29 protein-coding genes are annotated in these 26,212 nt (G+C 67.2%); 8 read left to right on the top strand and 21 right to left on the bottom strand.

The annotated features are described in order from the left end of the window. Positions 1-75: 75 nt before the first annotated feature. Positions 76-1,029 carry a LysR family transcriptional regulator gene (locus A7W11_RS06390; RefSeq protein WP_066410185.1) on the top strand — a complete coding sequence of 318 codons (954 nt, stop codon included), beginning with the start codon at positions 76-78 and terminating at the stop codon, positions 1,027-1,029. Between the two features lie 58 nt (positions 1,030-1,087). On the opposite strand, the gene lptF is transcribed toward A7W11_RS06390, so the two are convergent. Next, entirely contained in the window at positions 1,088-2,194 is a 1,107-nt protein-coding gene (gene lptF / locus A7W11_RS06385) for an LPS export ABC transporter permease LptF (RefSeq protein WP_066410184.1), read from the bottom strand. Positions 2,195-2,249: 55 nt separating this feature from the next. On the opposite strand from lptF, the gene A7W11_RS06380 reads away from it, so the two are divergent. From A7W11_RS06380 to A7W11_RS06365, 4 genes are all read left to right on the top strand, one after another. Continuing rightward, entirely contained in the window at positions 2,250-3,761 is a 1,512-nt protein-coding gene (locus A7W11_RS06380) for a leucyl aminopeptidase (RefSeq protein ID WP_066410183.1), read from the top strand. Positions 3,762-3,780: 19 nt separating this feature from the next. Next, a complete protein-coding gene (locus A7W11_RS06375) occupies positions 3,781-4,239 on the top strand; it encodes a DNA polymerase III subunit chi (protein ID WP_066410182.1) in 459 nt (152 codons plus the stop codon). A 56-nt stretch (positions 4,240-4,295) separates the two neighbouring features. Continuing rightward, positions 4,296-4,925, top strand: a complete 630-nt coding sequence (locus tag A7W11_RS27895) for a hypothetical protein (RefSeq protein ID WP_156523012.1) — start codon at positions 4,296-4,298, stop codon at positions 4,923-4,925. A gap of 179 nt (positions 4,926-5,104) precedes the next feature. Further along, a complete protein-coding gene (locus tag A7W11_RS06365; protein WP_066410181.1) occupies positions 5,105-5,809 on the top strand; it encodes a Bax inhibitor-1/YccA family protein in 705 nt (234 codons plus the stop codon). A gap of 109 nt (positions 5,810-5,918) precedes the next feature. Here A7W11_RS06365 and recO read toward each other — a convergent pair whose 3' ends face one another. The 18 genes from recO to A7W11_RS06275 all read right to left on the bottom strand — a co-directional run bounded on the left by recO (position 5,919) and on the right by A7W11_RS06275 (position 22,086). Continuing rightward, positions 5,919-6,506 carry a DNA repair protein RecO gene (gene recO, locus A7W11_RS06360; RefSeq protein ID WP_066410180.1) on the bottom strand — a complete coding sequence of 196 codons (588 nt, stop codon included), beginning with the start codon at positions 6,504-6,506 and terminating at the stop codon, positions 5,919-5,921. Beyond that, positions 6,499-7,455, bottom strand: coding sequence for a GTPase Era (gene era, locus A7W11_RS06355; RefSeq protein ID WP_412778704.1), 957 nt, complete (start codon positions 7,453-7,455; stop codon positions 6,499-6,501). The genes recO and era overlap by 8 nt, the downstream gene beginning before the upstream one ends. Continuing rightward, positions 7,452-8,213, bottom strand: coding sequence for a ribonuclease III (gene rnc, locus A7W11_RS06350; protein WP_066410399.1), 762 nt, complete (start codon positions 8,211-8,213; stop codon positions 7,452-7,454). The genes era and rnc overlap by 4 nt, the downstream gene beginning before the upstream one ends. A gap of 12 nt (positions 8,214-8,225) precedes the next feature. After that, positions 8,226-9,110 (bottom strand): signal peptidase I, encoded by an 885-nt coding sequence (gene lepB / locus A7W11_RS06345; RefSeq protein WP_066410179.1) that lies wholly within the window; start codon positions 9,108-9,110, stop codon positions 8,226-8,228. Positions 9,111-9,131: 21 nt separating this feature from the next. Continuing rightward, complete coding sequence (lepA, locus tag A7W11_RS06340; RefSeq protein WP_066410178.1) at positions 9,132-10,925, bottom strand: translation elongation factor 4; 1,794 nt, start codon at positions 10,923-10,925, stop codon at positions 9,132-9,134. Between the two features lie 377 nt (positions 10,926-11,302). Further along, positions 11,303-12,823: a DegQ family serine endoprotease gene (locus A7W11_RS06335; RefSeq protein ID WP_066410177.1), complete on the bottom strand. Its 1,521-nt coding sequence runs from the start codon at positions 12,821-12,823 to the stop codon at positions 11,303-11,305. A gap of 36 nt (positions 12,824-12,859) precedes the next feature. Continuing rightward, a complete protein-coding gene (locus A7W11_RS06330) occupies positions 12,860-13,933 on the bottom strand; it encodes a MucB/RseB C-terminal domain-containing protein (RefSeq protein WP_412778703.1) in 1,074 nt (357 codons plus the stop codon). Further along, positions 13,930-14,457, bottom strand: a complete 528-nt coding sequence (locus A7W11_RS06325) for a sigma-E factor negative regulatory protein (protein ID WP_066410175.1) — start codon at positions 14,455-14,457, stop codon at positions 13,930-13,932. Before A7W11_RS06325 ends, A7W11_RS06330 begins: the two co-directional genes overlap by 4 nt. A gap of 12 nt (positions 14,458-14,469) precedes the next feature. Continuing rightward, the gene (gene rpoE / locus A7W11_RS06320) at positions 14,470-15,069 is read right to left on the bottom strand and encodes an RNA polymerase sigma factor RpoE (RefSeq protein WP_066410174.1); all 600 of its coding nucleotides are present in this window, start codon (positions 15,067-15,069) and stop codon (positions 14,470-14,472) included. After that, positions 15,066-15,545, bottom strand: coding sequence for a hypothetical protein (locus tag A7W11_RS06315; RefSeq protein ID WP_066410173.1), 480 nt, complete (start codon positions 15,543-15,545; stop codon positions 15,066-15,068). The genes rpoE and A7W11_RS06315 overlap by 4 nt, the downstream gene beginning before the upstream one ends. Position 15,546: 1 nt before the next feature. Then, positions 15,547-16,776 carry a beta-ketoacyl-ACP synthase II gene (gene fabF / locus A7W11_RS06310; protein WP_066132515.1) on the bottom strand — a complete coding sequence of 410 codons (1,230 nt, stop codon included), beginning with the start codon at positions 16,774-16,776 and terminating at the stop codon, positions 15,547-15,549. 213 nt (positions 16,777-16,989) lie between these two features. Further along, positions 16,990-17,229, bottom strand: coding sequence for an acyl carrier protein (acpP, locus tag A7W11_RS06305; RefSeq protein ID WP_003813816.1), 240 nt, complete (start codon positions 17,227-17,229; stop codon positions 16,990-16,992). 176 nt (positions 17,230-17,405) lie between these two features. After that, positions 17,406-18,158, bottom strand: a complete 753-nt coding sequence (gene fabG, locus A7W11_RS06300) for a 3-oxoacyl-ACP reductase FabG (RefSeq protein WP_066410172.1) — start codon at positions 18,156-18,158, stop codon at positions 17,406-17,408. Position 18,159: 1 nt separating this feature from the next. Next, on the bottom strand, positions 18,160-19,095 hold the full coding sequence (gene fabD / locus A7W11_RS06295; protein WP_066410171.1) for an ACP S-malonyltransferase: 936 nt from the start codon (positions 19,093-19,095) through the stop codon (positions 18,160-18,162). Between the two features lie 76 nt (positions 19,096-19,171). Beyond that, on the bottom strand, positions 19,172-20,158 hold the full coding sequence (locus A7W11_RS06290) for a beta-ketoacyl-ACP synthase III (protein ID WP_066410170.1): 987 nt from the start codon (positions 20,156-20,158) through the stop codon (positions 19,172-19,174). Beyond that, positions 20,158-21,213, bottom strand: a complete 1,056-nt coding sequence (gene plsX, locus A7W11_RS06285; RefSeq protein ID WP_066410169.1) for a phosphate acyltransferase PlsX — start codon at positions 21,211-21,213, stop codon at positions 20,158-20,160. The genes A7W11_RS06290 and plsX overlap by 1 nt, the downstream gene beginning before the upstream one ends. A gap of 51 nt (positions 21,214-21,264) precedes the next feature. After that, entirely contained in the window at positions 21,265-21,447 is a 183-nt protein-coding gene (rpmF, locus tag A7W11_RS06280; protein ID WP_025517921.1) for a 50S ribosomal protein L32, read from the bottom strand. A gap of 57 nt (positions 21,448-21,504) precedes the next feature. Beyond that, complete coding sequence (locus A7W11_RS06275; RefSeq protein ID WP_066410168.1) at positions 21,505-22,086, bottom strand: YceD family protein; 582 nt, start codon at positions 22,084-22,086, stop codon at positions 21,505-21,507. A 175-nt stretch (positions 22,087-22,261) separates the two neighbouring features. On the opposite strand from A7W11_RS06275, the gene A7W11_RS06270 reads away from it, so the two are divergent. Genes A7W11_RS06270 through A7W11_RS06260 form a run of 3 tightly spaced genes read left to right on the top strand, consistent with a single transcriptional unit; the run spans position 22,262 to position 24,441 of the window. Continuing rightward, the gene (locus A7W11_RS06270; RefSeq protein ID WP_066410167.1) at positions 22,262-22,858 is read left to right on the top strand and encodes a Maf family nucleotide pyrophosphatase; all 597 of its coding nucleotides are present in this window, start codon (positions 22,262-22,264) and stop codon (positions 22,856-22,858) included. Next, entirely contained in the window at positions 22,855-23,628 is a 774-nt protein-coding gene (locus A7W11_RS06265) for an SAM-dependent methyltransferase (protein WP_082887125.1), read from the top strand. Before A7W11_RS06270 ends, A7W11_RS06265 begins: the two co-directional genes overlap by 4 nt. Positions 23,629-23,631: 3 nt before the next feature. After that, positions 23,632-24,441: an N-acetylmuramoyl-L-alanine amidase gene (locus tag A7W11_RS06260; protein ID WP_066410166.1), complete on the top strand. Its 810-nt coding sequence runs from the start codon at positions 23,632-23,634 to the stop codon at positions 24,439-24,441. A 22-nt stretch (positions 24,442-24,463) separates the two neighbouring features. Here the strand turns inward: A7W11_RS06260 and msrQ are convergent, their stop codons facing one another. Together msrQ and msrP are read right to left on the bottom strand one after the other, a co-directional pair. Then, positions 24,464-25,108 (bottom strand): protein-methionine-sulfoxide reductase heme-binding subunit MsrQ, encoded by a 645-nt coding sequence (gene msrQ / locus A7W11_RS06255; RefSeq protein WP_066410165.1) that lies wholly within the window; start codon positions 25,106-25,108, stop codon positions 24,464-24,466. 7 nt (positions 25,109-25,115) lie between these two features. Beyond that, the gene (gene msrP / locus A7W11_RS06250) at positions 25,116-26,093 is read right to left on the bottom strand and encodes a protein-methionine-sulfoxide reductase catalytic subunit MsrP (RefSeq protein WP_066410164.1); all 978 of its coding nucleotides are present in this window, start codon (positions 26,091-26,093) and stop codon (positions 25,116-25,118) included. Between the last annotated feature and the right edge of the window lie 119 nt (positions 26,094-26,212).

The following is a 26,212-nucleotide window of genomic DNA, read 5'->3' as shown; positions in this document are numbered from 1 at the left end:
TGTGAAAATCCCCTAACAACACTACAGATGCACATTCGTTGTGCATCGATGCACAACGATACGGAGACACGAGCCATGCTCGATTGGGACAGCCTGCGCTACTTCCTGGCGGTGGCCCGCACCCAGCGCGTCAGCGCGGCGGCGCGCCAGCTGGGCGTCGAACACACCACGGTATCGCGCCGCATCCGCCTGCTGGAAGCGGAGTTGGACAGCCTGCTGTTCGAAAAGTCGCGCAGCACGGGCTTCATCCTGACGGGCGACGGACAGCGGCTGTTCGTGCACGCCGAGCAGATGGAGAACGCGGTGGCGGCCGCGCGCGAAAACCTGTCCGGCATCGGCCAGGCCCTGTCGGGACACCTGCGCATCGGCGCCACCGAGGGTTTCGGCAGCTATGTGCTGACACCGCTGGCGGCGGATTTCCAGCGCCGCTATCCGCACATCACGCTGGACATCCTGCCGGTGCCGCGCTTCGTCAGCCTGTCCAAGCGCGAGGCGGACCTGGCCATCACCATCGAACGCCCGCAGCGCGGCCCCTACGTGTGCAGCAAGCTGTGCGACTACACGCTGATGCTGTACGGCACGCCCGGGTATCTGGCGCGCCACGCCCCCATCCGCGAACGCGCCGACCTGGCGGGCCACAGCTTCATCGGCTATGTCGAGGAACTGGTGTTCAGCCAGCGGCTGCGCTACCTGGAAGACCTGCTGCCCGACAGCCGCGTCGTGCTGCGCAGCACCAGCGTCATCGCGCAGTACCACGCGGCCCTGCAGGGCCGTTCACTGGCGATCCTGCCGTGCTTCATCGCCGCGCAGGATCCGCGGCTGCAACCCGTGCTGCCCGCAGAGATCGCCATCGTGCGCAGCTTCTGGATGTACTGCCACGAAGACCTGCGGCGCCTGAAGCGCGTGGCCGTGCTGTGGGATTTCCTGCGCCGCTCGGTGTCGCGCAATGCGCCGCTATTGGCGGGCGCGCACGGGCGGATGCAGTATCTGCCGGAGGGACGGGCAAGAGAGGACGACCCGGCCGCGTAGGCCGAGCGCCGTCACGCCATGCCTGAAAAGGCGCGCCTGAACGGACGCCCCCTGCCCATCAAGCCTTGGCTTCGCGCGGCGCCTTCAGGCGCAGGCGCCGCATCAGCAGCCAGGCGAAGAAGCCCGCCACAATCGCATGGATGACCCACACGCCGATGCTGAAGCTGATCTTGCCGTCGTTGATCCAGGCCCGCGACAGGTTGATCAGGTTCATGTAGAGCAGCGCGATGAGACCCGCCATCAGCAGATCGCCCGACCGGCCCAGGCGGGGGTTGACCGCGCCCAGAGGAATGGCCAGCAACGCCAGGTTGAGCGTGGCCAGCGGCATGGCGATCCGCCACATCACCTGCGACCACGAGTTGTCGGTGTTGTCGGCGACCAGTTGCATGGTGGTGCGCGCCTTGCTGGAGCGCTCGGCGGCGGCCCGCGCATCGGCGGCGGGATCGACCCCGGTCTTGCTTTCGAGACGGATGCCGTAGCGGTCGAAGTCGACCAGCCGCACCTCGGGCGTACCCGGCTTCAGGTCGTAGCGATGGCCCTCGCCCAGCACCAGGAAGCGGTCGCCATTGGGCATCGTCTCGGTATGCGCGCTGCTGGCGGTCAGCAGGCTGTGCCACTCGGAGTCGATGGCGCGCGCGAAGACGTTGCCCAGTTCATCGGTGGGCTTGGCAGGATCATCCGCGAAGAACACCCGCTTGCCGCGATCGGATTCGGCGAACTGGCCGGCCGTGACCTTGGAAAGATCGGAACGCTGTTCGAAGCGTTCGCGGTACTCGCCGATCTGGCGGTACGCCCAAGGCGACGCCACCAGCGTGAGCACGGCCACCATGATGGCGGTGGGCAAGGCCACCCGCAGCACCGGACGCAGCCAGTCGGCCAGCGACAGTCCGCTGGCGAACCACACGACCATTTCGGATTCGCGGTAATTGCGCGTGACCGTGGTGAGCACCGCGATGAACAGCGCCACCGCCATGATGGTGGGCAGCGCGGTGACGGTGGAGAACGCCGCGAGGCCGACGACGACGTCGGCCCCGATGGAGCCGCCTGCCGCCTCGCCCAGCAGGCGCACCAGCAGAACGCTGAGCCACACAACCACCAGGGTAGAGAACACCACGCCGGCGTGACTGGTAATCTCGCTGACGACAGACCGTTTGAAGAGGGACATGAGAAAAATGCGGGATAATCGAGCGGAATCGATGAGCCACTCGGGGACCTTCCTCATGGAATTTAGCACACAGACCACCGCCTCCCTGCATCAGATCAAGACTGCCGCGCTGGCGGTGGGCGTCTACGCCGACGGCCAGCTCAGCACGGCCGCCGAATTGATCGATCGCGCCGCCAATGCCGCCCTGCGCGCCGTCGTCAAGGCCGAGTTCCGGGCACGTCCCGGCGCCACCCTGGTGCTGCGCAATCTGCCCGGCGTCACCGCGCAGCGCGTCGTGCTGGTGGGATTGGGCAAGCGCGAGGAATACTCGGCCCGCACCCACGCCACCGCCGAGCAGGCGTTCGCCGCGGTCTGCGTCTCGGCCCAGTTGACCGAAGGCGTTTCCACCCTGGCTGCGCTGGACATCCCCGGCACGCCGCTGCGCGCGCGCGCCCGCACCGCCGCCATCGCGGCAGGCAGCGCGACTTATCACTACGACGCCACGTTCGGCAAACCCGACCGCGACGCGCGCCCCAAGCTGCGCAAGATCGTGCAGGTGGTCGAGCGCGCCGAGGCCTCCCAGGCCCAGCAAGGCCTGCGCGAAGGCACCGCCATCGCCAATGGCATGGAACTCACTCGCACGCTGGGCAACCTGCCCGGCAATATCTGCACGCCCGCCTACCTGGGCGAAACCGCCAAGAAACTGGCGCGCGAATTCAAGAGCCTGAAAGTCGAGGTGCTCGAGCGCAAGCAGATCGAGGCCCTGGGCATGGGCTCGTTCCTGTCGGTGGCCCGTGGTTCCGACGAACCGCCGCGCTTCATCGTGCTGCGCCATGGCGCAGCGCCCGCCACGGCGGCCAAGAAGGCCAAGACCGCCGCCGGCCCCGTGGTGCTGGTCGGCAAGGGCATCACGTTCGATTCGGGCGGCATCTCGATCAAGCCTGCCGCCACCATGGACGAGATGAAGTACGACATGTGCGGCGCCGCCAGCGTGCTGGGCACCTTCCGCGCCCTGGCCGAACTCGAACTGCCGTTCGAGGTCGTCGGCCTGATCGCGGCGTGCGAAAACATGCCCAGCGGCAAGGCAAACAAGCCGGGCGACGTGGTGACCAGCCTGTCGGGCCAGACCATCGAAATCCTGAACACCGACGCCGAAGGCCGCCTGGTGCTGTGCGACGCCCTCACCTACGCCGAGCGTTTCAAGCCCTCGGCGGTGATCGACATCGCCACGCTCACCGGCGCCTGCGTCGTGGCGCTGGGCGGCGTCAACACCGGCCTGTTCTCCAAGGACGACGCCCTGGCCGATGCGCTGCTGGCCGCTGGCCGCCAGTCGCTGGACACGGCCTGGCGCATGCCGATGGACGACGCCTACCAGGAACAGCTGAAGTCCAATTTCGCCGACATCGCCAACATCGGCGGCCCGCAGGCCGGCGCCGTCACGGCGGCATGCTTCCTGTCGCGCTTTGCCAAGGCCTATCCGTGGGCCCACCTGGACATCGCCGGCACCGCCTGGAAGGGAGGCAAGGACAAGGGCGCCACGGGCCGCCCGGTACCGCTGCTGACGCAGTACCTGCTGGACCGCGGCTGATCCCGCGGCACGCCGACGCATGACGCGTATCGACTTCGCCTTCGGCGCCGGAGACCGCCTGCGCGCCGCCTGCCAGACCGCGCGCAAGCGCTATCTGGCGGGACAGCGCGTGGTGGTCTACTGCAGCGATGGCCGGCGCCTGTCGGCCTTCGACCGCATGCTGTGGGCCTTCGACGACATCTCTTTCGTGCCGCACGTGCTGGCCAACGATCCGCTGGCGCCCGACACCCCCGTCGTGCTCACGGCGGCCGATCCCGGCGCCGTGCTGCAGCAGAGCGCCGGGGCGGGCGCGCCGGACATCTGGCTGCTGAATTTGGACGATGCCTGCCCCCCGAACTATGATGGGTTCGTCAGGCTGCTGGAATTCGTCTCCGACGATCCTGCCGACCGCCAGGCCGCGCGGCAGCGCTGGCGTACCTACCAGGCCGCGGGGCACCCCCTGCAAAGCCACGACCTGACCCGGGCAGCGGGCGCCTGAGCGCCCCCAGCCGGCTGCCACGAGCCGGACCGGACAGGCGCCTATCGAGACATGCCATGCCTAGCCCCTTCTCACCCCATCGCGACGCCAGCATCCCCACGCTGACGCAGCGTGCAGAACCCACGCTCTCCCCCGACGCCGCCCCGCCCCCGGACGACGGCATGCCCGTGCTGGGCGACGTCTACATCGGCCCCGGGCATGACACCGACGAAGACGTGCCCGTCCTGAGCCAACAGGCGCAAGAGCGGCCCGAGCCCCATACGCCCTGGGAAGACCGGGCCGGCAACCTGCCGCCCCAGGCGCCGCTGCGAGCCGCGGGGCCGCTGGCCGAGCATCCGGTCACGCCGTATCCGCTGGATTCGGGTCCCCCGTATCCCGCACGTCCGCAAATGCCCGGCTACCGCCCCCCCGCCCCCGTGCCGCAAGCGCCGCCCCGCTATGTGCCGCCCGTGCATCCGGGCCTGGAGCCTGACCTGTCTCCCGCGCCGGCGACCCCGCCCGTGGCGGCCCAGGGCGCTCCGTCGGCCAGCATCCCCGAGGCCGTGCTGCGCGCCGCCCTGCAGGCCGAGATCGAACAGGCGGTGCACGCCGCCGTCCAGGAAGCATCCGCCTTGCTGCGTACCCGCCTGGAAGCCGAGCTTCCCGCCATCGTGGCGCGCACCCTGGGCCGGGTGCGCCCGGGCTGACACTCCCGGCGCTTTCTCAAAGGCAGGCACCTGCGTGGCGCTCGCTGCGTGGCAGTATCCGCCTCCAGGAAGCGCATCGGGATTATTGCCAGGATTTCTGGAAATTAAGGGAACTGTCAGGTATTCTTCGCCTCAAATGTTAGTCGGGTGCCTTACCCGGTATCGATAGAGGAAATGCCATGAACGAATACCGTCCCACTCCCTACGAACGCTCCGGCTACGGCGCGTCGGGCGAGGTCGTCCGGAATCGTGTACTGCGTAACACGTACTGGCTGCTCGCTCTGTCCCTGATTCCCACGGTGCTGGGTGCGGCCGTCGGCCTGTACAGCGGCCTGAACCAGGTCATGGGCACCAGCCCCATGGTCTCGTCCATCCTGTTCCTGGTCGGCGCGTTCGGCATGATGTTTCTCATCGAGAAGAACAAGGACAGCTCGCTGGGCGTGGTCCTGCTGCTGGCCTTCACGTTCTTCATGGGCATCATGCTGTCCCGCATCCTGGGCTTCGTGATGAACTTCTCGAACGGCTCGCAGTTGGTCATGACGGCCTTCGGCGGCACCGCCGTGGTGTTCGGCACGATGGCCACGCTGGCCACCACCATCAAGCGCGACCTGTCCGGCCTGTCGAAATGGCTGTTCGCGGGCGCCATGGTGATCCTGGTCGCCGCCGTCGCCAACATCTTCCTGCAGATGACCGGCATCATGCTGATGGTGTCCACGCTGGCCGTCGTCATCTTCTCGGCTTTCATGCTGGTCGACCTGCAGCGCGTGGTCAACGGCGGCGAGACCAACTACGTCTCGGCCACCCTGGCCATCTACCTGGACGTGTACAACGTCTTCGCCAACCTGCTGGCCCTGCTGGGCATCTTCGGCGGCGAACGCGAGTAAGCCCGTCTGGCGGGCGGCGTGCCGCGGCATGCGGCGCGCCAGCCCGCAACGACAAGGCCCGCCATCACTGGCGGGCCTTTTGCATGGCGCCTGGGTGTCGCGGAAGCGATCAGAAGCGCTGCAGATCCATCAGCACCCGCCGCGTCGCCAGCGGCCTGCCCGTCAGATTGGCCTCGAGCCGCTCGCGCAGGGCGCGGCGCAATTCGGGCTCGGTGGCGGAATCGCTGAAGTCGGGCTCGGACTCGTCCAGGCCGTAGCCCGTCTCGCGCAGCAGCACCCATTCGAAACGGCGCAGCGCCGCCGACGCACGCGAACCGCTGGCCAGTTGCGCCAGCGCCGTATCGTAGGCATCGAACAGCACGGGATGCGCGTCCTCGCGCGGCAACAGGCGCAGCAGCAGTTCGTTCATGTACCAGGCGGACATCAGCGCGCCACCGGTCAGCGGGCGCACACCGGAGACTTCGGCGCGGGTAAGGGTCTTGACCTCGCCGCCGCCGCTCCAGGAGAGGGCCAGCGGCTGGAACGCCGACAGCACGGGACGCAGGGTGGAATACGGGCGCTTGGCGCCCTTGGCCACCAGGGCCAGGCAGCCGTGGCTGCGCGAGAAGGCCTGGATGACCAACGAGGTTTCGCGCCACGCGGTGGCGTGGAGCATGTAGGCAAAGCTATCCTGAACGCGCAGCGCGCGTTTACTCATAGCCCAGGTCGCGTAGCGCGCTTTCGCGGTCGGACCAGCCCTTGCGCACCTTGATATAGATCTCGAGGTGCACGGTCTTGTCCAGCAGCTTGGAAATGTCCTGGCGCGCCTCGGTGGCGATGCGCTTCATGTGCTGGCCGCCGGCCCCCAGCAGGATGGGGCGATGGCTCTCGCGCTCGACCACCACGCAGGCGGCGATGCGCGCCAGCGTATCGGCCTCTTCCCATTGCTCGATGACCACGGTGCAGCCATAGGGCAGTTCATCGCCGACCAGACGGAAGATCTTCTCGCGCACCAGTTCGGCGGCGATGAAGCGCATGGGCCGGTCGGTCAGCGTGTCTTCCTCGAACATCGCCTCGCCTGCGGGCAGGCGCGTGGCGATCTCGTCCAGCAACTGATCCAGCTGCTGGTCCTTCACCGCGCTGACGGGCACCACGGCGCCGTAGGGATGCTGGGCCATGATCCTGGCCACGAAGGGGAACAGGTCGTCGCGGTTCTTCAGGGCGTCGATCTTGCTGACGACCAGGATGGTGCGGGCGGGATCGGGCAACAGCGGCAAGAGGCGCGCGTCGCCGTCGCTCCACTTGCCCGCCTCGACCACGTGCACCACCACGTCCACGTCGGCCAGCGCCTGCGTGACCACGCGGTTCATCATGCGGTTCATCGCGCCGCCGTGGCGGGTCTGGAAGCCGGGGGTATCCACGAACACGAACTGCTCGCGCTCGCGCGTGAGCACGCCGTGGATGCGATGGCGCGTCGTCTGCGCCTTGCGCGAAACGATGGAAATCTTGCTGCCGATCAGCGCGTTGGTCAGCGTGGACTTGCCCACGTTGGGACGTCCGACGACGGCGACAAAGCCGGCGCGCTCCACCGAGGCGATCGAGGAAGCGGGCGTTTGCGACGCGTGGTCGCCAGTGGAAGCAGGCTCTTGCCCTTCGGTATTGCTCATTTCACCTCTTGCGCCACTGCCACCGGCAGTGACAATTGCGCGGTCTTGCGCGGCTTGCCCGACTTGCGCGCGGCGCGCGCGGGCGGGCTGACGGCCTGTGCCGCCTCGAGCGCCAGCTTGGCCGCGGACTGCTCGGCCGCGCGGCGGCTGGCGCCGGGCGCCACGACCTTGATGTCGAACGCCGGAATGGCGCACTCGACTTCGAACTGCTGGCTGTGCGCCGCCCCGTGCGTGGCCACCACGGTGTACACCGGCAGCGGCAGCTTGCGGCCCTGCAGGAACTCCTGCAGCAGCGTCTTGGCGTCCTTGCCCAGCGTCGAGGGATCGACGTTGGCGATGACGGGTTGGTATTGACGGACGATGACCTTGCGCGCGGCATCGAAGCCGGCATCCAGGAACACCGCGCCGAAGATGGCCTCGACCGCGTCGGCCAGGATGGACGGCCGGCGGAACCCACCGCTTTTGAGCTCGCCCTCGCCCAGCCGCAGGTACTGCGACAGTTCGAGGCGCTGCGCGATGTCGGCCAGCGACGCCTGCTTGACCAGGTTGGCGCGCAGTCGCGACAGGTCGCCTTCGTCCAGCTTGGCATAGCGCTCGAACAGCATGGCGGCGACGACGAAGTTCAGCACCGCGTCGCCCAGGAATTCCAGCCGCTCGTTATGACGCGCGCCGTGACTGCGATGCGTCAGCGCTTGTTCGAGCAGAGCCTGGTCACCGAAGCGGTGGTCCAGGCGGGATTCCAGGGTGGCCAGGGACATGAGCATGAGAGATCAGTGGAAGCGACCGATACGGCTCAGGTCGCCGAAATTCATCCAGACGAAGAACGCCCTACCCACGATATTACCGTCTGGCACGAAGCCCCAATAGCGGCTGTCCGCACTATTGTCACGGTTGTCGCCCATGGCGAAGTAATGGCCATCGGGCACCTTGCAGCGCACGCCATTGCGCAGGTACTGGCACTGATCGATGAAAGGGAACTTCCAGATGGGGCCAAAATCCTGCGAACGGTCTTCTTCAAGCAGGATCTTGTGCGTAACGTCGCCCAATTTCTCGTCATACCGACCCACGTAGGAGACACGGTCGGGCTCGTAGTAGTCGCCGTCGCGGGTATGCGTCACCAATTGGCCGTTCACGTACAGTTTCTTGTCCAGGTAGGCGATTTCGTCACCCGGCAGGCCGATCACCCGCTTGATGTAGTCGACGTCGGTGTCCACGGGGTAGCGGAACACGATCACGTCGCCCCGCGCGGGCTTGCCGATGTCGACGACCTTCTTGTCGACGATGGGCAGGCGGATGCCGTAGTTGAACTTGTTCACCAGGATCAGGTCGCCGGACTCCAGCGTGGGCAGCATCGAGCCCGAGGGAATGCGGAACGGCTCGACCACGAACGAACGCAGCATGAACACGAACAGGATCACCGGGAAGAAGCTGACCGCGTACTCGACCCACCACGGCGCCTTGCCGGCACGCTCGCCGGCCTCGCGGCGTTCGCGCTCGGCCTGCTGCGGATCGTCGGAAGGATTCGCGTCGTACGCTTGCATGGCCTGCTGCGCGCGCGCGCGCCGGGGCTGGCGCAGCACCGCCAGGTCCAGCACCCAGATCACGCCGGTAACCACCAGCAGAACAAAGAGAATCAGGGCAAAGTTCCAGCTCATGACGAATGTCGCCTATTCGAGTTACTTGTCTTCCACTTGCAGGATGGCCAGGAAAGCCTCTTGGGGGATTTCGACGCTGCCCACCTGCTTCATGCGTTTCTTGCCGGCCTTCTGCTTTTCCAGCAGCTTCTTCTTGCGCGAGATGTCGCCGCCGTAGCACTTGGCCAGCACGTTCTTGCGCAGCGCCTTGACGTTCTCGCGCGCGATGACCTCGGCGCCGATGGCCGCCTGGATCGCCACGTCGTACATCTGGCGCGGAATCAGTTCGCGCATCTTGGACACGACTTCGCGTGCGCGGTAGCGGGCGTTGGAGCGGTGCACGATCATGGCCAGGGCATCGACCCGGTCGCTGTTGATCAGCAGGTCCACCTTGACCACTTCCGACGAGCGGTATTCGAGGAACTCGTAGTCCATCGAGGCGTAGCCGCGCGACACCGACTTCAGCTTGTCGAAGAAGTCGAGCACGATCTCGGCCAGCGGGATCTCGTACTTCAGGATCACCTGGCGGCCGGAATAGTTCATGTCGATCTGCGCGCCGCGCTTGGCGTTGCACAGCGTCATGACCGCGCCCACGTACTCCTGCGGCATGAACAGCGTGACCGTGACGATGGGTTCGCGGATGTCGGCGATCTTGCCGACCTCGGGCATGCGCGAGGGGCTTTCGACCGTGATGATCGTGCCGTCGCGCTGCTCGACCTCGTACACCACCGACGGCGCGGTGGTGATGAGATCCATGTCGAATTCGCGCTCCAGGCGCTCCTGCACGATCTCCATGTGCAAGAGGCCCAGGAAGCCGCAGCGGAAACCGAAGCCCAGCGCCTGCGAGACTTCGGGCTCGAACATCAGCGCCGCGTCGTTCAGCTTGAGCTTTTCCAGCGAGTCGCGCAGTTGGTCGTACTCGGAGCTTTCCACCGGGTACAGGCCCGCGAACACCTGCGGCTTCACTTCCTTGAAGCCCGGCACGGGCTCGCTGGCGGGATGGTTGGCCAGGGTGATGGTGTCGCCCACCTTGGCGTCGGCCAGCTCCTTGATGCCGGCGATGATGAAGCCCACCTCGCCCGCCGACAGGTTCGGGCGCGACTGCGACTTGGGCGTGAACACGCCGGTCTGCTCGCACAGGTGGGTGGCGCCGGAGGCCATGAACAACAGCTTGTCCTTGGGCTTGAGCGACCCGTTGACGATGCGCACCAGCATGACCACGCCGACGTAGTTGTCGAACCACGAGTCGATGATCAGCGCCTGCAGCGGCTGCGTGGGATCGCCCTTGGGCGGCGGCACCTGCGCGACGATCAGTTCGAGGATCTCGTCGATGCCCATGCCGGTCTTGGCGCTGGCCAGCACGGCGCGCGAGGCGTCGATGCCGATGACATCCTCGACCTCTTTGCGGGCGCCCTCGGGATCGGCCTGCGGCAGGTCCATCTTGTTCAGCACCGGCAGCACTTCCACACCCAGCTCGATGGCCGTGTAGCAGTTGGCCACCGTCTGCGCCTCGACGCCCTGCGAGGCATCGACCACCAGCAGCGCCCCTTCGCAGGCGGACAGCGAACGGCTGACCTCATACGAGAAGTCGACGTGTCCCGGGGTGTCGATCAGGTTGAGGTTGTAGACCTTGCCGTCCTTGGCCGTGTAGTGCAACGCGGCGGTCTGGGCCTTGATGGTGATGCCACGCTCGCGCTCGATGTCCATCGAGTCCAGCACCTGGGCGGACATCTCGCGGTCGGCCAGGCCGCCGCACCGGTGGATCAGGCGATCCGCCAGCGTGGACTTGCCGTGGTCGATGTGAGCGATGATGGAGAAATTGCGAATATGCTGCATGGCGAGAAATTGTCAGGGGCAGGGCTTGCGCCGGCTTTCGACCCGGATCCGTCCGGGGGCTTACGGGCCCCAGGGACTTCGGGGTTCGGCCGCTTCGGGTTCCGCCTGGGCATGGCCGTCGCGGGCCGCCCGGCATGGCCGAATCGGGAGCGTGCCGGCGGTTCGCCGGATGGCCGGGGCAGGATGTCCGCGGATATCGGGTGGATATCGGCATGCGCCTGCCGGCCAGCGGGCAAAAACGAGGGGGCGCCATGCGCCCCCTCTTGCGGCAACCAGACATTTTAGCCGGTCTTCGATTGCCGTGCCGGACGTGCGTAGCGGGCGCCCCCCGGTCGCGATGCCCGCCACGCAGCGGTGACCGCGCCGGGCACGCGGGCTTATTTGTTGTTCAACTGCACGGCCACCCACTGGGTCTGGTCGCCACGGCGCACCAGCAGGCCCACTGCGCGGCCCTTGTCCAGCTTGGACACCAGCTTGGCGAATTGCTCGGCGCCGGTGACGTCGCTGTCGTTGACCGCCAGGATCACGTCGTTTTCCTGCAGGCCGGCCGCCGAGGCCGGCCCCTTCACGGCCTTGACCTGGACGCCGCCCTTGATGCGCAGCTTGCGTTGCATGTCGGCAGGCACGTCCGCCACGCCCAGGCCCAGCACGTTGTCGGCCGACGGCGTCTTGGCCGGCGCGTCCTCGCCCCCCTTGGCGGCGGCCGCCGTCTTCTCGTTCGGGATTTCGCCGACCTTGACGCTGAGCTTGATCGTCTTGCCCTTGCGCCATACTTCCATGGGCGCGCTGGTGCCGGGCTTGGTTTCGCCCACGATGCGCGGCAGGTCGGACCAGCGCTTGATGGCCTCGCCGTTGAACGACAAGATGACGTCGCCCGGCTGCACGCCGGAATCTTCCGCCGGGCCACCGGTCTCGACGCTGCTGACCAGCGCGCCTTCGGCCTTGGGCAGGCCGATGGCGTCCGCCACGTCCTTCACCACCTCGCCGATCTGCACGCCGATGCGGCCGCGCGTGACCTTGCCGGTGGCGCGCAGTTGCTCGACCACGCGCATGGCTTCGTCGATGGGAATGGCCAGCGAAATGCCCATGAAGCCGCCGCTGCGCGAGATGATCTGCGAGTTGATGCCGATCACTTCGCCCTGCAGGTTGATCAGCGGGCCGCCCGAGTTGCCGGGATTCACGGCCACGTCGGTCTGGATGAACGGCAGGTACTCGCCGGTATCGCGGCCGATGGCGCTGACGATGCCCGAGGTCACGGTGGAATCCAGACCGAACGGCGAACCGATCGCCAGCACCCACTGGCCCTTCTTCAACTGCTTGGGATTGCCGATGGGCATCGGCGTGAAGTCCTTGCCCTCGATCTTTATCAGCGCCACGTCGGTGCGCTCGTCCGAACCGATGACTTTGGCCTTGAACTCGCGCCCGTCGGTCAGGGTGACGTAGATGTCGGTGGCTTCGCTGATGACGTGCGTATTGGTCAGCACGTAGCCGTCATCGGAAATGAAAAAGCCGGAACCCACGCCGCGCGGCACGGTGCGCTCTTGCGGCTGCGACGGCTGCTGGGGTTGCTGCGGCGGCTGCCTGCGCTGGCCGCCAGGGCCGGGCGGCTGGAAATCGGGGCCGAAGAACCAGCGGAACAGTTCGTAGGGATCGTTGCCGCCGCCAGGGCCCATGCCGCGCACCGGCACGGTGGCCGTGGTACGGATGTTGACCACCGCGGGGTCGGCGCGCTCGACGATGCCGGTGAAATCGGGCAACACGATGGCGGGCGGCGCGGACGAGTTCTGCGTCTGCACCGGCTGCGCCTGGGTGCTCACGGCGCCGGCCAGCATCGCGCTCGCGGCCATAAAGGAAAGACAGCGCCGCAACATCACGTTCGACACGGGGTGAAAAGCCATGGACGACTCCGGGGAAACTTCGTGCGAAGCAGTACTTTACTGGGTTTGCTGCGGCGCGGCGGCAGCCTGGGGGACGTATTCGATGGAGCCGGCCAACTGCTGCAGCGTGGCCACCGGCACCTCACCCAGCGCGGTCAGCCAGAAATCGGCCACGCGCGTACCGTAGATATTGATGGCGCCCCGCCGTGCCAGGCCCGCGGGAGGGTGGCTGTGCCGCTGGCTGTCGTAGGGCTCGATGAACACCGAGATGGCGGCCAGGCCGTCCGACAGCACCAGTTGGCTGACGTTGGCCTGCCCCATGGCGCGCGCCACCTGCATGACGATGGCGAAGCCGTCGGGCTGCGGAATGCGCCACCCCTGCGTGGACAGGTCCACCGGCTTCATCGAGGCCTCGATGACCTTCCAGTCGCGGGTGTTCCAGCGTGAATTCAACAAGGACGGGTCCACGTCGCTGCCCAGGCGCAGCGACGTGAAGGCCACCTGTTCGACGATCTTGCGCGACGAATCGAGTGTCTGCGCCTTCAACAGCAGATTCGTGCTGACATCGGCGCACAGGCGGTAGCCGTAGCGCAGGGCATCGCGCGGGGAAATGGTGATGATGCGGCACTGGCGGTCGGCCACGCGGTGCAGCTTGTCGCTGGCGCGGATGTCGTAGTGCCTGGCCAGATCGGCCGGATTGCCCAGCAGCAGGCCCGGGAAGCGGTCGCCGCGGCGCGGTTCGACCAGCACGGTCTTGCTTTCGGGCAGCAGGCACTGCACGCCTTCGTTGTGGCGCAGGTATTCGCGCGGCTGGCCATCGAGGATCTCGAGGCGCTCGCGCTCGCCGGTGCCGTCGATCAGGTGCACCACGCGCGAGGACTGCATCGTCTCGCCCTGCTGGTAGATGAACACCCCGGCGTAATCCTGCTTGCGGGCGGCCTGCTGGATGTCGGACAGGAGCTGTACGGAATCGCGCGAGGCGTCCTCCTCGGCGCGCGCCTCGACATGCAGGGCCATCAGGCCCGTGAACACGGCCAGGGCAAACCCGGCGGCGTGGCGCGACGTCCACGCGGGAGACCAGGAAGCGCGAGTGCGTGCCGTTCGGGACACTGACTGCCAAACCGTCATCAACGGCCCATCCCGGGATCGAACGACACCTGGCGCACGGCGCTGGGGCCCGCCATCTGGCGATGGGCCTCGAGGTAGTCGCGCAGGCCCGCGTCTTCGATGTTGGTGCTGGTGTTGCTGGTGCCGGCATCGGCCAGCACAGCGCTGTCGCCGGGCTTGGACACGCCGCCGAGGTACGGCTGGGACACCCAGGCCACGGTGGCGACGGCGGCGGCGACCGCCAGGCCGGACAGGCCCAGGCGGATCGGCACGCGGCGGCGCGGCGCGGCCACGATGGGCATCTCGGCCTCGAGCGCGCGCGACAGGCGGGCATGGAAATCGGCGCTGGGCTGCGCGGAGAGTTCCGTGCTGCGCAGCGCGTCGCCGATCAGGTGATACGTGTCCCAGGTCTGCCGGCCCCGAGGGGTGGCGAGATGGGACGGGAAATCGTCGGATCCCTCGCCGTCCAGCCAGGCGGAAATGGCGGCATCCAGGGCATCGTCCTGGAGGGATTCGGGGGATTCGACTAACTGGGCTGCGGTCTGCATGACTGCCACTCCTTACCAACGACGCTCGGCATCGGTGTCCAGCAAGGGGCGCAACCGATTGGAGATGGCTTCACGCGCACGAAAAATGCGGGAGCGCACCGTACCGATCGGGCAGTCCATGCTTTGGGCGATGTCTTCGTAACTCATACCTTCGATTTCACGCAGGACGATGGCTGTCCGCAATTCCTCGGGCAGTTCCTCGATGGCGGCGTTCACCGTTTCGGCGATTTCGCGGCTGGCCAGGACGGATTCCGGCGTGCTGATGTCGGTTAGGTTATCGGTTTCGTTAAAAGTTTCACCATCTTCGGTTTCAATCGCATTGGGTGCGCTGGGACGCCGGCCGGATGAGGCCAACCAGTTGCGGGCCGTGTTGATGGCAATACGGTAGAGCCAAGTGTAGAAGGCACTTTCGCCGCGAAATTGCGGCAGCGCACGATAAGCCTTGATGAAGGCCTCTTGTGCCACGTCCTCGATCTCGGCAGGATCGCGGATCATGCGGGCAAGAAGACGCAAGATCTTGCGCTGATACTTCAATACCAGCAGATCGAAGGCTTTCTTGTCGCCGCGTTGTACGCGTGCAACAAGTTCGGCGTCGACGTCGCGTTCGCTCATGCGGACCCCATCGGCGCACGCTCGGCCATGGCACGGCCGGCAACGATGCAAAGACGCCGCCAGACGGACGGCAACAGCGTCGGCTGCCACACAGTGACGGCGAAACGGCGCGGCAAGGCGCGCGCATCGTCCGGACACAGCGACAACGACAGCCAGAACGCGCCCCGGCGGCATTCGACCAGGCGCGCGCCGCGCCAGCCGGATTCCAGCAGCAGGCTCCAGGCGGCGGGGTCGGACGAGGCGCGCAGCCCCCCTACCCGCACGCCGGGCCGGCGGCGTGCCAGCGCCCAGGCCGCCATCGCCGCCGCAGCGGGAAGGGCGGCGGCCAGCCAGCCCGGCACGCCCAGCAGATGCACCGACCAGGCGGCGCAGCCGGACGCCGCCAGCGTGCCGGCAGCGCGCAGCGTTCCCGGCAGGGAGGCAGGCGCGACCGGCAGCCGCAACTGCCAGGACGGGGACTGGGCGCTATCGATCAACTCAGATACGACGCACGGCCATGGAGCCGTTGGTGCCGCCGAAGCCGAACGAGTTGGACAGGGCCACGTCGATCTTCATCTGCCGCGCCTCGTTGGCGCAGTAATCCAGATCGCACTCGGGATCCTGATTGAAGATGTTGATCGTCGGAGGCGAGACCTGGTTGTACAGCGCCAGCGTGGTGAACACGGCCTCGATACCGCCAGCCGCGCCCAACAGGTGGCCGGTCATCGACTTGGTCGAGTTGACCACCAGCTTGCGGGCGTGATCGCCGAACGCCAGTTTCAGGGCCTCGGACTCGTTCTTGTCGCCCAGCGGCGTCGACGTGCCGTGCGCGTTCACGTACTGCACGTCTTCCGGGTTCAGGCCGCCGCTGCGCAGCGCGTTGACCACGCCACGGCGGGGACCGTCACGATCCGGCGCCGTGATGTGATGCGCGTCGGAGCTCATGCCGTAGCCGACGAACTCGCCATAGATGCGTGCGCCGCGGCGCTTGGCGTGTTCGTACTCTTCGAGCACCAGGACGCCGGCGCCCTCGCCCAGCACGAAACCGTCGCGATCGACGTCCCAGGGACGCGATGCGGTGGCGGGATCGTCGTTGCGCGTGGACAGCGCGCGCATGGCGGCAAAGCCGCCGATGCCCAGCGGCGAGACCGTGGACTCGGCGCCGCCCGCCAGCATGACGTCGGCGTCGCCGTACTCGATCAGGCGGGCGGCGTCGCCGATGCTGTGCAGGCCGGTGGTGCAGGCCGACACGACGGCGTAGCTCGGCCCCTTCATGCCATAGGCGATGCTGAGCTGGCCGGAGATGAGGTTGATCAGCGACGCGGGAACGAAGAACGGCGAGATGCGGCGCGGGCCCTTGGCCAGCAGCTCGGTCTGCGTTTCTTCGATGCGCGGCAGGCCACCGATGCCGGAGCCGACGATGACGCCGATGCGTTCGGCGTTTTCTTCGGTGACCTCGAGGCCGCTGTCGCGCCATGCCTGCATGCCGGCCGCCACGCCGTAATGGATGAAGGTATCCATCTGGCGCGCCTCTTTGGCGGCCATGTACTGCGTGACGTCGAAGCCCTTGACCTCACCCGCGATGTGCGTGGTCAGCGCGGAGGGATCGAAGCGCGTGATGCGGGTGATGCCCGAACGTCCGTTGACGATATTGTCCCAGGCCGTGGTGAGGTCATTGCCCACGGGGCTGATGATACCGAGGCCGGTGATGACGACTCGTCGCTTCACGGATGACTCCTATTACAGACAAAACAAAGGCGGTTTTCGGGATGCGCCGCACACGAGGAAAACGTTGCGCAAAGGCCGGAAAACCCTTGCGTGTTCGCGCCGCGCGGCGACTCCTGAAACCGCCCCGATTCCCTGCAGCGCGGGGACTGCGCCCTGCGCGCGGGAAAAATAGATGCAAGCCAAATGCGAGCAAGCCCCGAGGGCTTACCGGGCTTACTGCTTGCCGTGCGAGTTGATGTAGTCAATCGCCTGTTGCACGGTCGTGATCTTCTCGGCCTCTTCGTCGGGGATCTCGGTCTCGAATTCGTCTTCGAGCGCCATGACCAGTTCGACCATGTCGAGCGAATCGGCACCGAGGTCGTCAAGGAAGGAGGACTCGTTCTTGATCTCGGCTTCGTTCACGCCAAGTTGTTCAGCGACGATCTTCTTGACGCGCTGTTCGATGCTTTCCATGCAGATCTCCAAATGGGAAAAATCCCGCGAATTATAGCCAAGCGTTGAGCAATGCAAGCGTTGGCCGTGACAAAAACCGCGCACTTTCAAAAGCAGACCGTGATGTTGACACGGCCCCGCGCGCGGCGCCTCAATGAAACGCGCGCGAACCGGATGGCTACACGCGCGTTCGTGCGTTATTGCATGTACATCCCGCCGTTAACGTGCAGGGTCGTACCGGTAATGTAACCCGCCTGCGGACCGGCCAGGAAGGCCACCGCATGCGCGATGTCTTCGGGCGCGCCGAGGCGGCCCAGGGGAATTTGCTGCAGCAGCGCGGCCGTCTGGTTCTCGCCCAGGCTGCGCGTCATGTCGGTGTCGATGAAGCCGGGAGCCACGCAGTTCACGGTGATGTTGCGGCTGCCCAGCTCGCGCGCCAGGGCGCGCGCCATGCCCGCCACACCGGCCTTGGCGGCCGCGTAATTGGCCTGGCCCGCGTTGCCGCTGGCGCCCACGACCGAGGTGACGTTGATGATACGGCCGGAACGCGCCTTCATCATGCCGCGCAGCACCGCGCGCGACAGGCGGAACACGGCGGCCAGGTTGGTGTCGATGACGGCCGACCAGTCGTCGTCCTTCATGCGCATGGCCAGCGTATCGCGCGTGATGCCCGCGTTGTTGACCAGGATGTGCGGACCGCCGCCTTCCTTGCCCAAGGCGTCGATCAGGGCCTCGCAGGCCTGCGCGTCGGTCACGTCGAGCACCACGCCGCGGCCGCCCTGGGCAGCCAGGGCTTCGGTGATGGCCTGCGCGCCGGACTCGGACGTTGCCGTGCCGACCACCGTGGCGCCGCGCGCCGCCAGTTCCTGGGCGATGGCGCGGCCGATGCCGCGGGTAGCGCCGGTGACCAGCGCGATCTTGCCTTGCAGTTCGTTAGCAACGGTAGACATTTCAGTTTCCATTGACGGCCGCCAGCGCGGCTTCGAGGGAGGCGGGATCGGTGATCGACATGCCGACCAGGTCGGAATCGATACGCTTGGTCAGGCCTGCCAGCACCTTGCCGGGACCGCATTCGATGACGTGCGTGACGCCCTGCTGCTTCATCGCGCGCAGCGTTTCGACCCAGCGTACAGGATTCCATGCCTGGCGCACCAGCGCATCGCGGATGGCGGCGGGCTCGGCGGGCTGCGCCACGTCGACGTTGTTCAGCACGGGCACGGCAGGCGCCTGCAGCGCGGCTTGGGCCAAGGCGCCGGCCAGCACCTCGGCGGCCGGCTTGAGCAGGCTGGAGTGGAACGGCGCGGAGACCTGCAGCAGCAGCGCGCGCTTGGCGCCGGCAGCCTTTGCTGCCTCGCAGGCACGCTCGACCGCGGCCTTGTGCCCGGCGATGACGACCTGCGCGGGCGCGTTGAAATTGACGGCCTCGACGACCTCGCCTTGCGCCGACTGGGCGCAGGCGGCGCGCACGGCGTCGTCGTCCAGGCCCAGGATGGCGGCCATGGCGCCGGTGCCCACGGGCACGGCGGTCTGCATGGCGTCGGCGCGGATGCGCACCAGGCGCACGGCGTCTTCCAGCGCCAGCGCGCCAGCGGCGGTCAGCGCGGCGTACTCACCCAGGCTGTGGCCCGCCACGATGTCGGGCATGCGGCCGCCAGCGGCGCGCCAGGCCTCGAAGCACGCCACGCCAGCGGTCAGCATGGCGGGCTGGGTATTAGTGGTGAGGTTGAGCTGTTCGGCCGGACCCTGCGCGATCAGCGCGGCCAGATCCTGGCCGAGCGCGGCGCCCGCGCGGGCGACCACGTCGGCCACCGCGGCATTACCGGCCCAGGCATCGAGCATGCCGACCGATTGGGAACCCTGTCCGGGAAAAACAAACGCGATTTTCATATGGATCGATAACGATTGCGTTCTGGTACTGGCGGGGCCGCGCGGTCCATTCGGGCCGCACGGCACGGCGGGCGCGCTACATGCGCGCCAGCACCGATCCCCAGGTGAAACCGCCGCCCACGCCCTGCATCAGCACGAGTTCGCCGGGCTTGACGCGACCGTCGCGGCGCGCGGCATCCAGGGCCAGCGGCACGCTGGCGGCGGAAGTGTTGGCATGACGGTCGACCGTGACGACCACCTTGTCGGCGGGCATGTCGAGCTTGCGCGCCAGGAAGTTGAGGATGCGCACGTTGGCCTGATGCGGCACCAGCCAATCGATATCCTGCACGTCGACGCCGGCCTCGGCGCACACGGCGCGCGCCGAGCGGTCGAGCACCGTGACGGCCTGCTTGAAGACGGCCTGGCCGTCCATGCGCAGGAAGGGATCGCCGGTGACGTCGCCATAGGCCACGTTGCCCGCGGCGCACAGGATCTTGGTCAGGCTGCCATCGGCATGCAGTTGCGCGGACAGGATGCCGGGCTCGGACGAGGCCTTCAGCACCACGGCGCCGGCGCCGTCGCCGAACAGCACGCAGGTGCTGCGGTCGTTCCAGTCGAGGATGCGCGAGAAGACTTCGGCGCCGATGACCAGCGCGCAGCGCGCGCGGCCGGCGCGGATGAAGCTGTCGGCCGTGGTCAGGGCATAGACGAAGCCGCTGCACACCGCCTGGACGTCGAATGCGGCGGAACCGGCGGCGCCCAGGTTGGCCTGCACCAGGCAGGCGGTGCTGGGAAAGACGAAATCGGGCGTCGAGGTGGCGACGATGATCAGGTCGACCTCGGAGGCCTCGACGCCGGCGTCCCGCAGGGCCAGGCGCGCGGCCTCGGTGGCCAGCACGCTGGTGGTGACGCCGCGCTCGGCCAGGTGGCGCTGGCGGATGCCGGTGCGCTCGACGATCCACTGATCGGAGGTGGCGATGTCGCGCGTGGCCAGTTCGGCCGCCAACTCGTCGTTGGACACCACGCGCTCGGGCAGATAGCCGCCCGAGCCGGCAATGGCGGAATACGTCATGGGAATACTCATCAGGCGGTGCCCCCTGCCGCGCCGGGCGCACCCTCGCCCGATTGAACGCGCATGGTTATCTGAGCCACGGCGCGTGCCGTGCGTTCCAGCAGTTTACTTGCCACGGCCTCGCGTGCGCGCTGCAGGGCAAAGCCGTATGCATACACGTCCGCGGAGCCATGGCTCTTGATGACGACGCCGCGCAGGCCGAGCAGCGCGGCGCCGTTGTAGCGCCGGTTATCGACACGCTGGCGCAGCCGGTTGAGCACCGGCGTGGCGAAGACGCCGGCCAGCAGCGTGATGAAATTGCGCTTGAATTCTTCGCGGATGACGCTGGACAGCATCTTCGCGAGGCCTTCGACCGATTTCAGGACCACGTTGCCGACGAAGCCGTCACAGACCACGACGTCGACGCTGCCCTTGAAGATGTCGTTGCCTTCGACGTTGCCGTAGAAGTTCAACGGACTGGCGCGCAGCAATTCAGCCGCCTCTTTGACGACCTCGTTGCCCTTGATGACCTCTTCGCCGATGTTGAGCAGGCCCACCGAGGGATTCTCGCGGTGGTCCAGCGTCTGCGCCAGCGCGGTCCCCATGATGGCGAACTGCAGCAGGTGCTCGGCGGTACAGTCGACGTTGGCCCCCAGGTCGAGCATCGTGGTGGCACGGCCCGTCTGGTTGGGGATCGACGTGGCGATCGCCGGACGATCGATGCCGTCCAGCGTCTTGAGCACGTAGCGCGAGATCGCCATCCAGGCGCCGGTGTTGCCCGCGGAGATGCAGGCATCGGCCCGCCCGTCCTTGACCGCCTGGGCGGCCAGGCGCATGGACGAGTCGCGCTTGCGGCGCAAGGCGATCTCGACCGGATCGTCCATTTCGACGACCTCGGAGGCAGGCACGATTTCCAGGCGTTCGCGTGGGGCGTTGCGATGCTGCGCCAGCGCAGCATCGATGGCATCGGGCAAGCCCACCAGCAGCAACCGGGTATCCGGAAACTGCTGAGCGAATTCGACCGCTGCCGGGATGGTGACGGGCAAGCCGGCGTCGCCGCCCATGCAGTCTATGGCGATGCGTATCACGGGTGAGAGGTCAGCACTCGGCAGCGGGCGGAGGGCGAACGCGTCCAGGGCTTATTCGTCAGCCTTGGTCTTCAGAACCTTGCGGCCGCGGTAGAAGCCGTTGGGGCTGATGTGGTGACGCAGGTGCGTTTCGCCCGTGTTCGGCTCGATGGCGGTCGGGGGATTGACCAGGAAATCGTGCGAGCGGTGCATGCCGCGCTTGGACGGGGACTTCTTGTTTTGTTGAACAGCCATGATGACTCCTAGAAACGGGGCGCATTGTACGCGATGCGGCCCGATGTTGATCTAACGCTACGATTTACGCTTGAGCTGCTCGAGCACCGCGAACGGTGAAGGGCGCTCGATGGCGGGCTCTTGCGAAGCGTCGCCGGCTCCGGCCTGTCCCGGGCACACATCATGCCTGGGCACATAAGGGACGTTCAAAATCAGCTCGTCCTCGACCTGGGCCAACAGGTCGAAATGCCGCGAACCCACCACCTTGTCGGGATAGTCCTCGGCAAAATTCTCATCGTCTTCTTGCGGGGCGCCCAGCTCGTCATCCAGGTCATCCTCGGATTCGACCAACTGCAGCGTGCATTGCGCATCCACCGGGTGCGTGAAGGGCGCGCCACAGCGCTGGCACTCCAGCACCAGGCCGGCCCGCACCTGCAGATGCAGCAGCGGCTGGCCGGAGACCACGCCAGTCCTGGCGGTGCCCAGGCCGGTCGCGCCCTGTACTTCCCAGTGCGCCAGGCCGGCTTCACCCGTCGCCTGCTCGGGCAGCCCATCCACCAGGCGCGACAGGCGCACCAGCGCAATGCTACCCTGCAATGCTTTACCTTGGCTGGCCAGGGCATAGACATCGACACGACGGGGATCGAAATCGTCTTTCATTCCTGGTCTCCCTGTCCTGTTCAGATCACTGCAGCCCACAGCCACACAAACGTCCCGCTACCGGCCCCACTCTGCCGGCCCCTGCCGGCGCCCAGCGGCGCAAGGACACAAAGCGAAAACGTCGCAAAACGTTAGATAATACTGTGACTTACGCATCAACGTCAATTATCACCGCATGCCTATTCCGAGCCTGATCCTGGCGTCCAGTTCGCCGTACCGCCGCGAACTGCTGTCGCGCCTGCGCCTGCCCTTCACGGCCATTTCGCCCGACATCGACGAGACCCCCCGCCCAGGCGAGACGCCGACCGGCCTGGCGCTGCGCCTGTCGGTGGAAAAGGCCCAGGCCGTGGCAGCGCGCCACCCCGGCGCGCTGGTGATCGGCTCGGACCAGGTGGCCACCATGGACGGCACGCCGATCGGCAAGCCCGGCGATTTCGAGCGCGCCCGCGCGCAGCTGGAAAGCCTGTCGGGCCGCGCCGTCGAGTTCCACAGCGCGCTGGCGCTGACCGATGGCAGCCGCGTCCTGCGCGAAGACGTGATCACCCGCTGCCGTTTCCGCACGCTGTCGCCGGCGGCGATCGACACCTACCTGCGCACCGAGCAGCCGTACGATACCGCGGGCAGCGCCAAGGCCGAAAGCCTGGGCATCGCATTGATGGAAGCCATTGAAAGCGACGACCCCACCGCCATCATCGGCCTGCCCCTGATCGCCCTGACCCGGATGCTGCTGGCGTTCGGCATCGATCCGTTGCTGGAAGGAGACAAAGCATGAGCGCCGCGCCCCAAGACAACGCCCTGGCGCCAGCTCAAGACGGCGCAACAAGCGCACACCAGCCCCCTGCCCTGCACCTGATTCCCGTCGGCCTGGGCGATGCCCCGCCCGAGCGCTGGCTGCCCGCCGAAGTGCGCGCGCTGGCTGGCCGGCTGGATCTCTACATTGCCGAGAACGCCAAGACCGCGCGCGCCTTCCTCAAGCTGATGGGCACCGCGCGGCCCTTGCAGGAAATCACCATCCACGCGCTGTCGCCCGATACCAAGACCGAACAGATCAAGCAATGGCTGGCCCCGCTGCGCGAGGGCAAGGATATCGGACTGGTCTCGGAGGCTGGCTGCCCCGCCGTGGCCGATCCTGGCGCCAAGGTAGTGGCCGAAGCGCATCGCCAGGGCCTGGCCGTGCGCCCGTGGGTGGGGCCTTCGTCGCTGCTGCTGGGCCTGATGGCCAGCGGCCTGGATGGTCAGCGCTTCGCGTTCCACGGCTACGCGCCCGTCGATCCGGCCGAGCGGACCCGCCAGCTGAAAGGCTGGGAACAGCACTCCGCCAAGCAGAACCAGACGCAGATGCTGATCGAGACGCCCTACCGCAACGCCGCGATGTTCAAGGCGTTGCTGGGTGCGTTGCGTCCCGACACGCGCCTGTGCGTGGCAAGGTCGCTGACCACCGATCAGGAATGGGTGCGCACGCGCACCATCGCGGAATGGCAACGCCATCCCGCCCCCGACCTGGACAAGAAGCCGACGCTGTTCCTGTTCCTGGCGCGCTGATCGATGACGACGCCGCACCGTCATTCCCTGCTGCCGTGCTGCCTGCCGTTGCTGCTGCTGGCCGGCTGCGCCACGCAAGCCCCCACGCCGCCGGACCTGGACATCGACACCTCGATCCAGGCCGTCAGCCACGGCAGCCGCGTGCGGCACGTGGTGCTGCACTACACCTCGACCACGCGCGACCACTCGCTGCAACTGCTGTCCCAGGGCGGCGTCAGCTCGCACTATCTCATCACCGACGACAGCAGGCCGCACATCTACCGCCTGGTGCCGGAAGACCGCAACGCCTGGCACGCCGGCCCCAGCGGGTGGTATGGCCAGCCGTCGATCAATGCCACCTCGATCGGCATCGAGATCGTCAACGCCGGCTGGACGGATGGCCCGGGCGGACGCCAGTGGCAACCCTATGCCCCGGCCCAGGTGCGGTCGCTGATCGCGCTGCTGCAGGACATCGTGAAACGCCACGGCATCGAGCCCCAGAACGTGGTGGGCCACAGCGACGTGGCGCCGCAGCGCAAGGTGGATCCGGGTCCGCTGTTCCCGTGGCACGATCTGGCGCAGGCGGGCATCGGGCGCTGGTACGACGAGGGCGGCAAGGCCGCGCACCTGGCGCGCCTGCAGACGCAACCCCTGCCCGACGTGCTGTGGTTCCAGCAGCAGTTGAAGCGCCTGGGCTACGACTGCCCGCAGGACGGCCGCCTGGAGCAGCCCACGCGCAACGTGCTGGCCGCCTTCCAGATGCACTACCGGCCGGCCGTGCACGACGGCACGCCGGACGTCGAGACGGCGGCGATCATGCTGGCGATGCTGTAGCGGCTTTGCGATCCGGGGACTATCAGCCCGCCCCGTCCCGCCGCAACCGCGCCACCACGCGCCATCCCAGCAGCACGGCCAGCACTGCGCCGTAGATCAGCGGCTGCTCGAAATCGTTCTTGCCGGCCTTGTGCCACCAATAGTGCAGGATGGCCAGCAGGCCGATCAGGTAGATGGCCCGGTGCAACAGTTGCCAGCGGCGGCCGAGCTTGCGCATGGCCCACTGGGTGGACGTGGCGGCCAGCGCCGTCATCAGCACGAAGGCCGCGAACCCCACGGTGATGAAGGGCCGCTCGACCACGTCCTGCAGCATGTAGGCCGGATCCAGCCCACGGTCCCACCACACCCACGCCAGGAAATGCAGGAAACCGTAGAAGAACGCGAACAGCCCGCACATGCGCCGCAGCCGCACCAGCGCGGGCTGGTTCAACAGCCGACGCAACGGCGTGATGGCCAGAGTGACCAGCAGGCACACCAGCGTCCAGGTGCCGGAGGAACGGGTCAGGAATTCAAGCGGATTGGCGGTCAGGCCGTCGTTCAGGCCCAGCCAGAACCAGCGCGCGAAAGGCAGCAACCCCAGGACGAACAGCACCGGCTTGACGCGGCCCACCGCGCGGGCGTCCCAACGGGCGCCCGCGGCTGCGGCCGGCTTGGCGGAGTCGCGCATGGCGGCGTCAGTAATTGGCGCGCAGATCCAGTCCCGTGTACAGGGACGCGACCTGGGTGCCGTAGCCATTGAACATCTCGGTCTTGCGCTTGGGTGCGAAGAACCCGCCTTCGCCGATACGGCGTTCGGTGGCCTGGCTCCAGCGCGGATGCGAGACCTCGGGGTTCACGTTGGCGTAGAAGCCGTACTCCTGCGGCGCCGAGTTCATCCACGAACTGGTCGGCCGTTTCTCGACCAGGCGGATGGCCACCAGCGACTTCGCCGACTTGAAACCGTATTTCCACGGCACGGCCAGGCGCAGCGGCGCGCCGTTCTGGTTGGGCAGCACGCGGCCATACAGGCCGAACACCAGCATGGTCAGCGGATGCATGGCCTCGTCCAGCCGCAGGGCCTCGACATAGGGCCAGTCCAGCACGCCGGAGCGCACGCCCGGCATGTTGTCGCGCTGCACGACCGTGACGAACTCGACAAACTTGGCATTGCCGGTGGGTTCGACCTGCTTGAGCAGGCTGGACAGCGAATACCCCACCCACGGGATGACCATGGACCAGGCCTCGACGCAGCGCAGGCGATAGATGCGCTCTTCCATGGGCGCGAGCTTGAGCAGGTCGTCGATACCGAAGGTGCGCGGGCGGGCCACGGCGCCCTCGACGCTGACGGTCCAGGGCCGGGTGACCAGCTTGTGCGCGTAGTCGGCCGGATCGGACTTGTCCAGGCCGAACTCGTAGTAATTGTTGTAGGTGGTGATGTCCTTGAACGAGGTCTGCTTGTCCATGACCGCGTAATCGGGATTGGCGCGGCCGGGCAGCGGCGCGCCTTGTGCGTCGTCGGCGGCCCAGGCCTCGCGGGAGGACAGCCCCGCCGCGCCCAGGCCCGCCGCGGCGGCCATCGCGCCCGCCCGCGCCATCCACTGGCGGCGCGACCGGTACACGGTTTCGGAGGTGATCTCGGAGGGAACGATATCGGCGGGTTTGCGTATCAGCATGGCGGATCCCAAAAACGTGGTGGCGGCTAGGGCCTGTTAACCCTAAAAGGAGCCTCGCACAGCCGGGGAATCGGGCGGCAGGCTAGGCGTGCGGGCCGCCGCGTGGTCAATCCACGCAA

Origin of the sequence: Bordetella ansorpii, from assembly GCF_900078315.1 — a bacterium.
Taxonomy (GTDB): Bacteria; Pseudomonadota; Gammaproteobacteria; order Burkholderiales; family Burkholderiaceae_B; genus Bordetella; species Bordetella ansorpii.
This window is presented reverse-complemented; position numbering and strand designations above follow the sequence as displayed.

Excerpts from the sequence above, each read along its gene's own strand:
- A7W11_RS06265 (WP_082887125.1), top strand. The coding sequence starts at position 22,855 with ATGAGCGCCGCGCCCCAAGACAACGCCCTGGCGCCAGCTCAAGACGGC.
- A7W11_RS06260 (WP_066410166.1), top strand. The coding sequence starts at position 23,632 with ATGACGACGCCGCACCGTCATTCCCTGCTGCCGTGCTGCCTGCCGTTG.
- fabD (WP_066410171.1), bottom strand. The coding sequence starts at position 19,095 with ATGAAAATCGCGTTTGTTTTTCCCGGACAGGGTTCCCAATCGGTCGGC.
- A7W11_RS06365 (WP_066410181.1), top strand. The coding sequence starts at position 5,105 with ATGAACGAATACCGTCCCACTCCCTACGAACGCTCCGGCTACGGCGCG.
- lptF (WP_066410184.1), bottom strand. The coding sequence starts at position 2,194 with ATGTCCCTCTTCAAACGGTCTGTCGTCAGCGAGATTACCAGTCACGCC.
- rpmF (WP_025517921.1), bottom strand. The coding sequence starts at position 21,447 with ATGGCTGTTCAACAAAACAAGAAGTCCCCGTCCAAGCGCGGCATGCAC.
- A7W11_RS27895 (WP_156523012.1), top strand. The coding sequence starts at position 4,296 with ATGCCTAGCCCCTTCTCACCCCATCGCGACGCCAGCATCCCCACGCTG.
- acpP (WP_003813816.1), bottom strand. The coding sequence starts at position 17,229 with ATGGAAAGCATCGAACAGCGCGTCAAGAAGATCGTCGCTGAACAACTT.
- msrQ (WP_066410165.1), bottom strand. The coding sequence starts at position 25,108 with ATGCGCGACTCCGCCAAGCCGGCCGCAGCCGCGGGCGCCCGTTGGGAC.
- A7W11_RS06275 (WP_066410168.1), bottom strand. The coding sequence starts at position 22,086 with ATGAAAGACGATTTCGATCCCCGTCGTGTCGATGTCTATGCCCTGGCC.
- rnc (WP_066410399.1), bottom strand. The coding sequence starts at position 8,213 with ATGTCCCTGGCCACCCTGGAATCCCGCCTGGACCACCGCTTCGGTGAC.
- A7W11_RS06325 (WP_066410175.1), bottom strand. The coding sequence starts at position 14,457 with ATGCAGACCGCAGCCCAGTTAGTCGAATCCCCCGAATCCCTCCAGGAC.
- recO (WP_066410180.1), bottom strand. The coding sequence starts at position 6,506 with ATGAGTAAACGCGCGCTGCGCGTTCAGGATAGCTTTGCCTACATGCTC.
- fabG (WP_066410172.1), bottom strand. The coding sequence starts at position 18,158 with ATGTCTACCGTTGCTAACGAACTGCAAGGCAAGATCGCGCTGGTCACC.
- msrP (WP_066410164.1), bottom strand. The coding sequence starts at position 26,093 with ATGCTGATACGCAAACCCGCCGATATCGTTCCCTCCGAGATCACCTCC.
- rpoE (WP_066410174.1), bottom strand. The coding sequence starts at position 15,069 with ATGAGCGAACGCGACGTCGACGCCGAACTTGTTGCACGCGTACAACGC.
- A7W11_RS06390 (WP_066410185.1), top strand. The coding sequence starts at position 76 with ATGCTCGATTGGGACAGCCTGCGCTACTTCCTGGCGGTGGCCCGCACC.
- era (WP_412778704.1), bottom strand. The coding sequence starts at position 7,455 with ATGAGCAATACCGAAGGGCAAGAGCCTGCTTCCACTGGCGACCACGCG.
- lepA (WP_066410178.1), bottom strand. The coding sequence starts at position 10,925 with ATGCAGCATATTCGCAATTTCTCCATCATCGCTCACATCGACCACGGC.
- lepB (WP_066410179.1), bottom strand. The coding sequence starts at position 9,110 with ATGAGCTGGAACTTTGCCCTGATTCTCTTTGTTCTGCTGGTGGTTACC.
- A7W11_RS06380 (WP_066410183.1), top strand. The coding sequence starts at position 2,250 with ATGGAATTTAGCACACAGACCACCGCCTCCCTGCATCAGATCAAGACT.
- A7W11_RS06335 (WP_066410177.1), bottom strand. The coding sequence starts at position 12,823 with ATGGCTTTTCACCCCGTGTCGAACGTGATGTTGCGGCGCTGTCTTTCC.
- A7W11_RS06290 (WP_066410170.1), bottom strand. The coding sequence starts at position 20,158 with ATGAGTATTCCCATGACGTATTCCGCCATTGCCGGCTCGGGCGGCTAT.
- A7W11_RS06375 (WP_066410182.1), top strand. The coding sequence starts at position 3,781 with ATGACGCGTATCGACTTCGCCTTCGGCGCCGGAGACCGCCTGCGCGCC.
- A7W11_RS06270 (WP_066410167.1), top strand. The coding sequence starts at position 22,262 with ATGCCTATTCCGAGCCTGATCCTGGCGTCCAGTTCGCCGTACCGCCGC.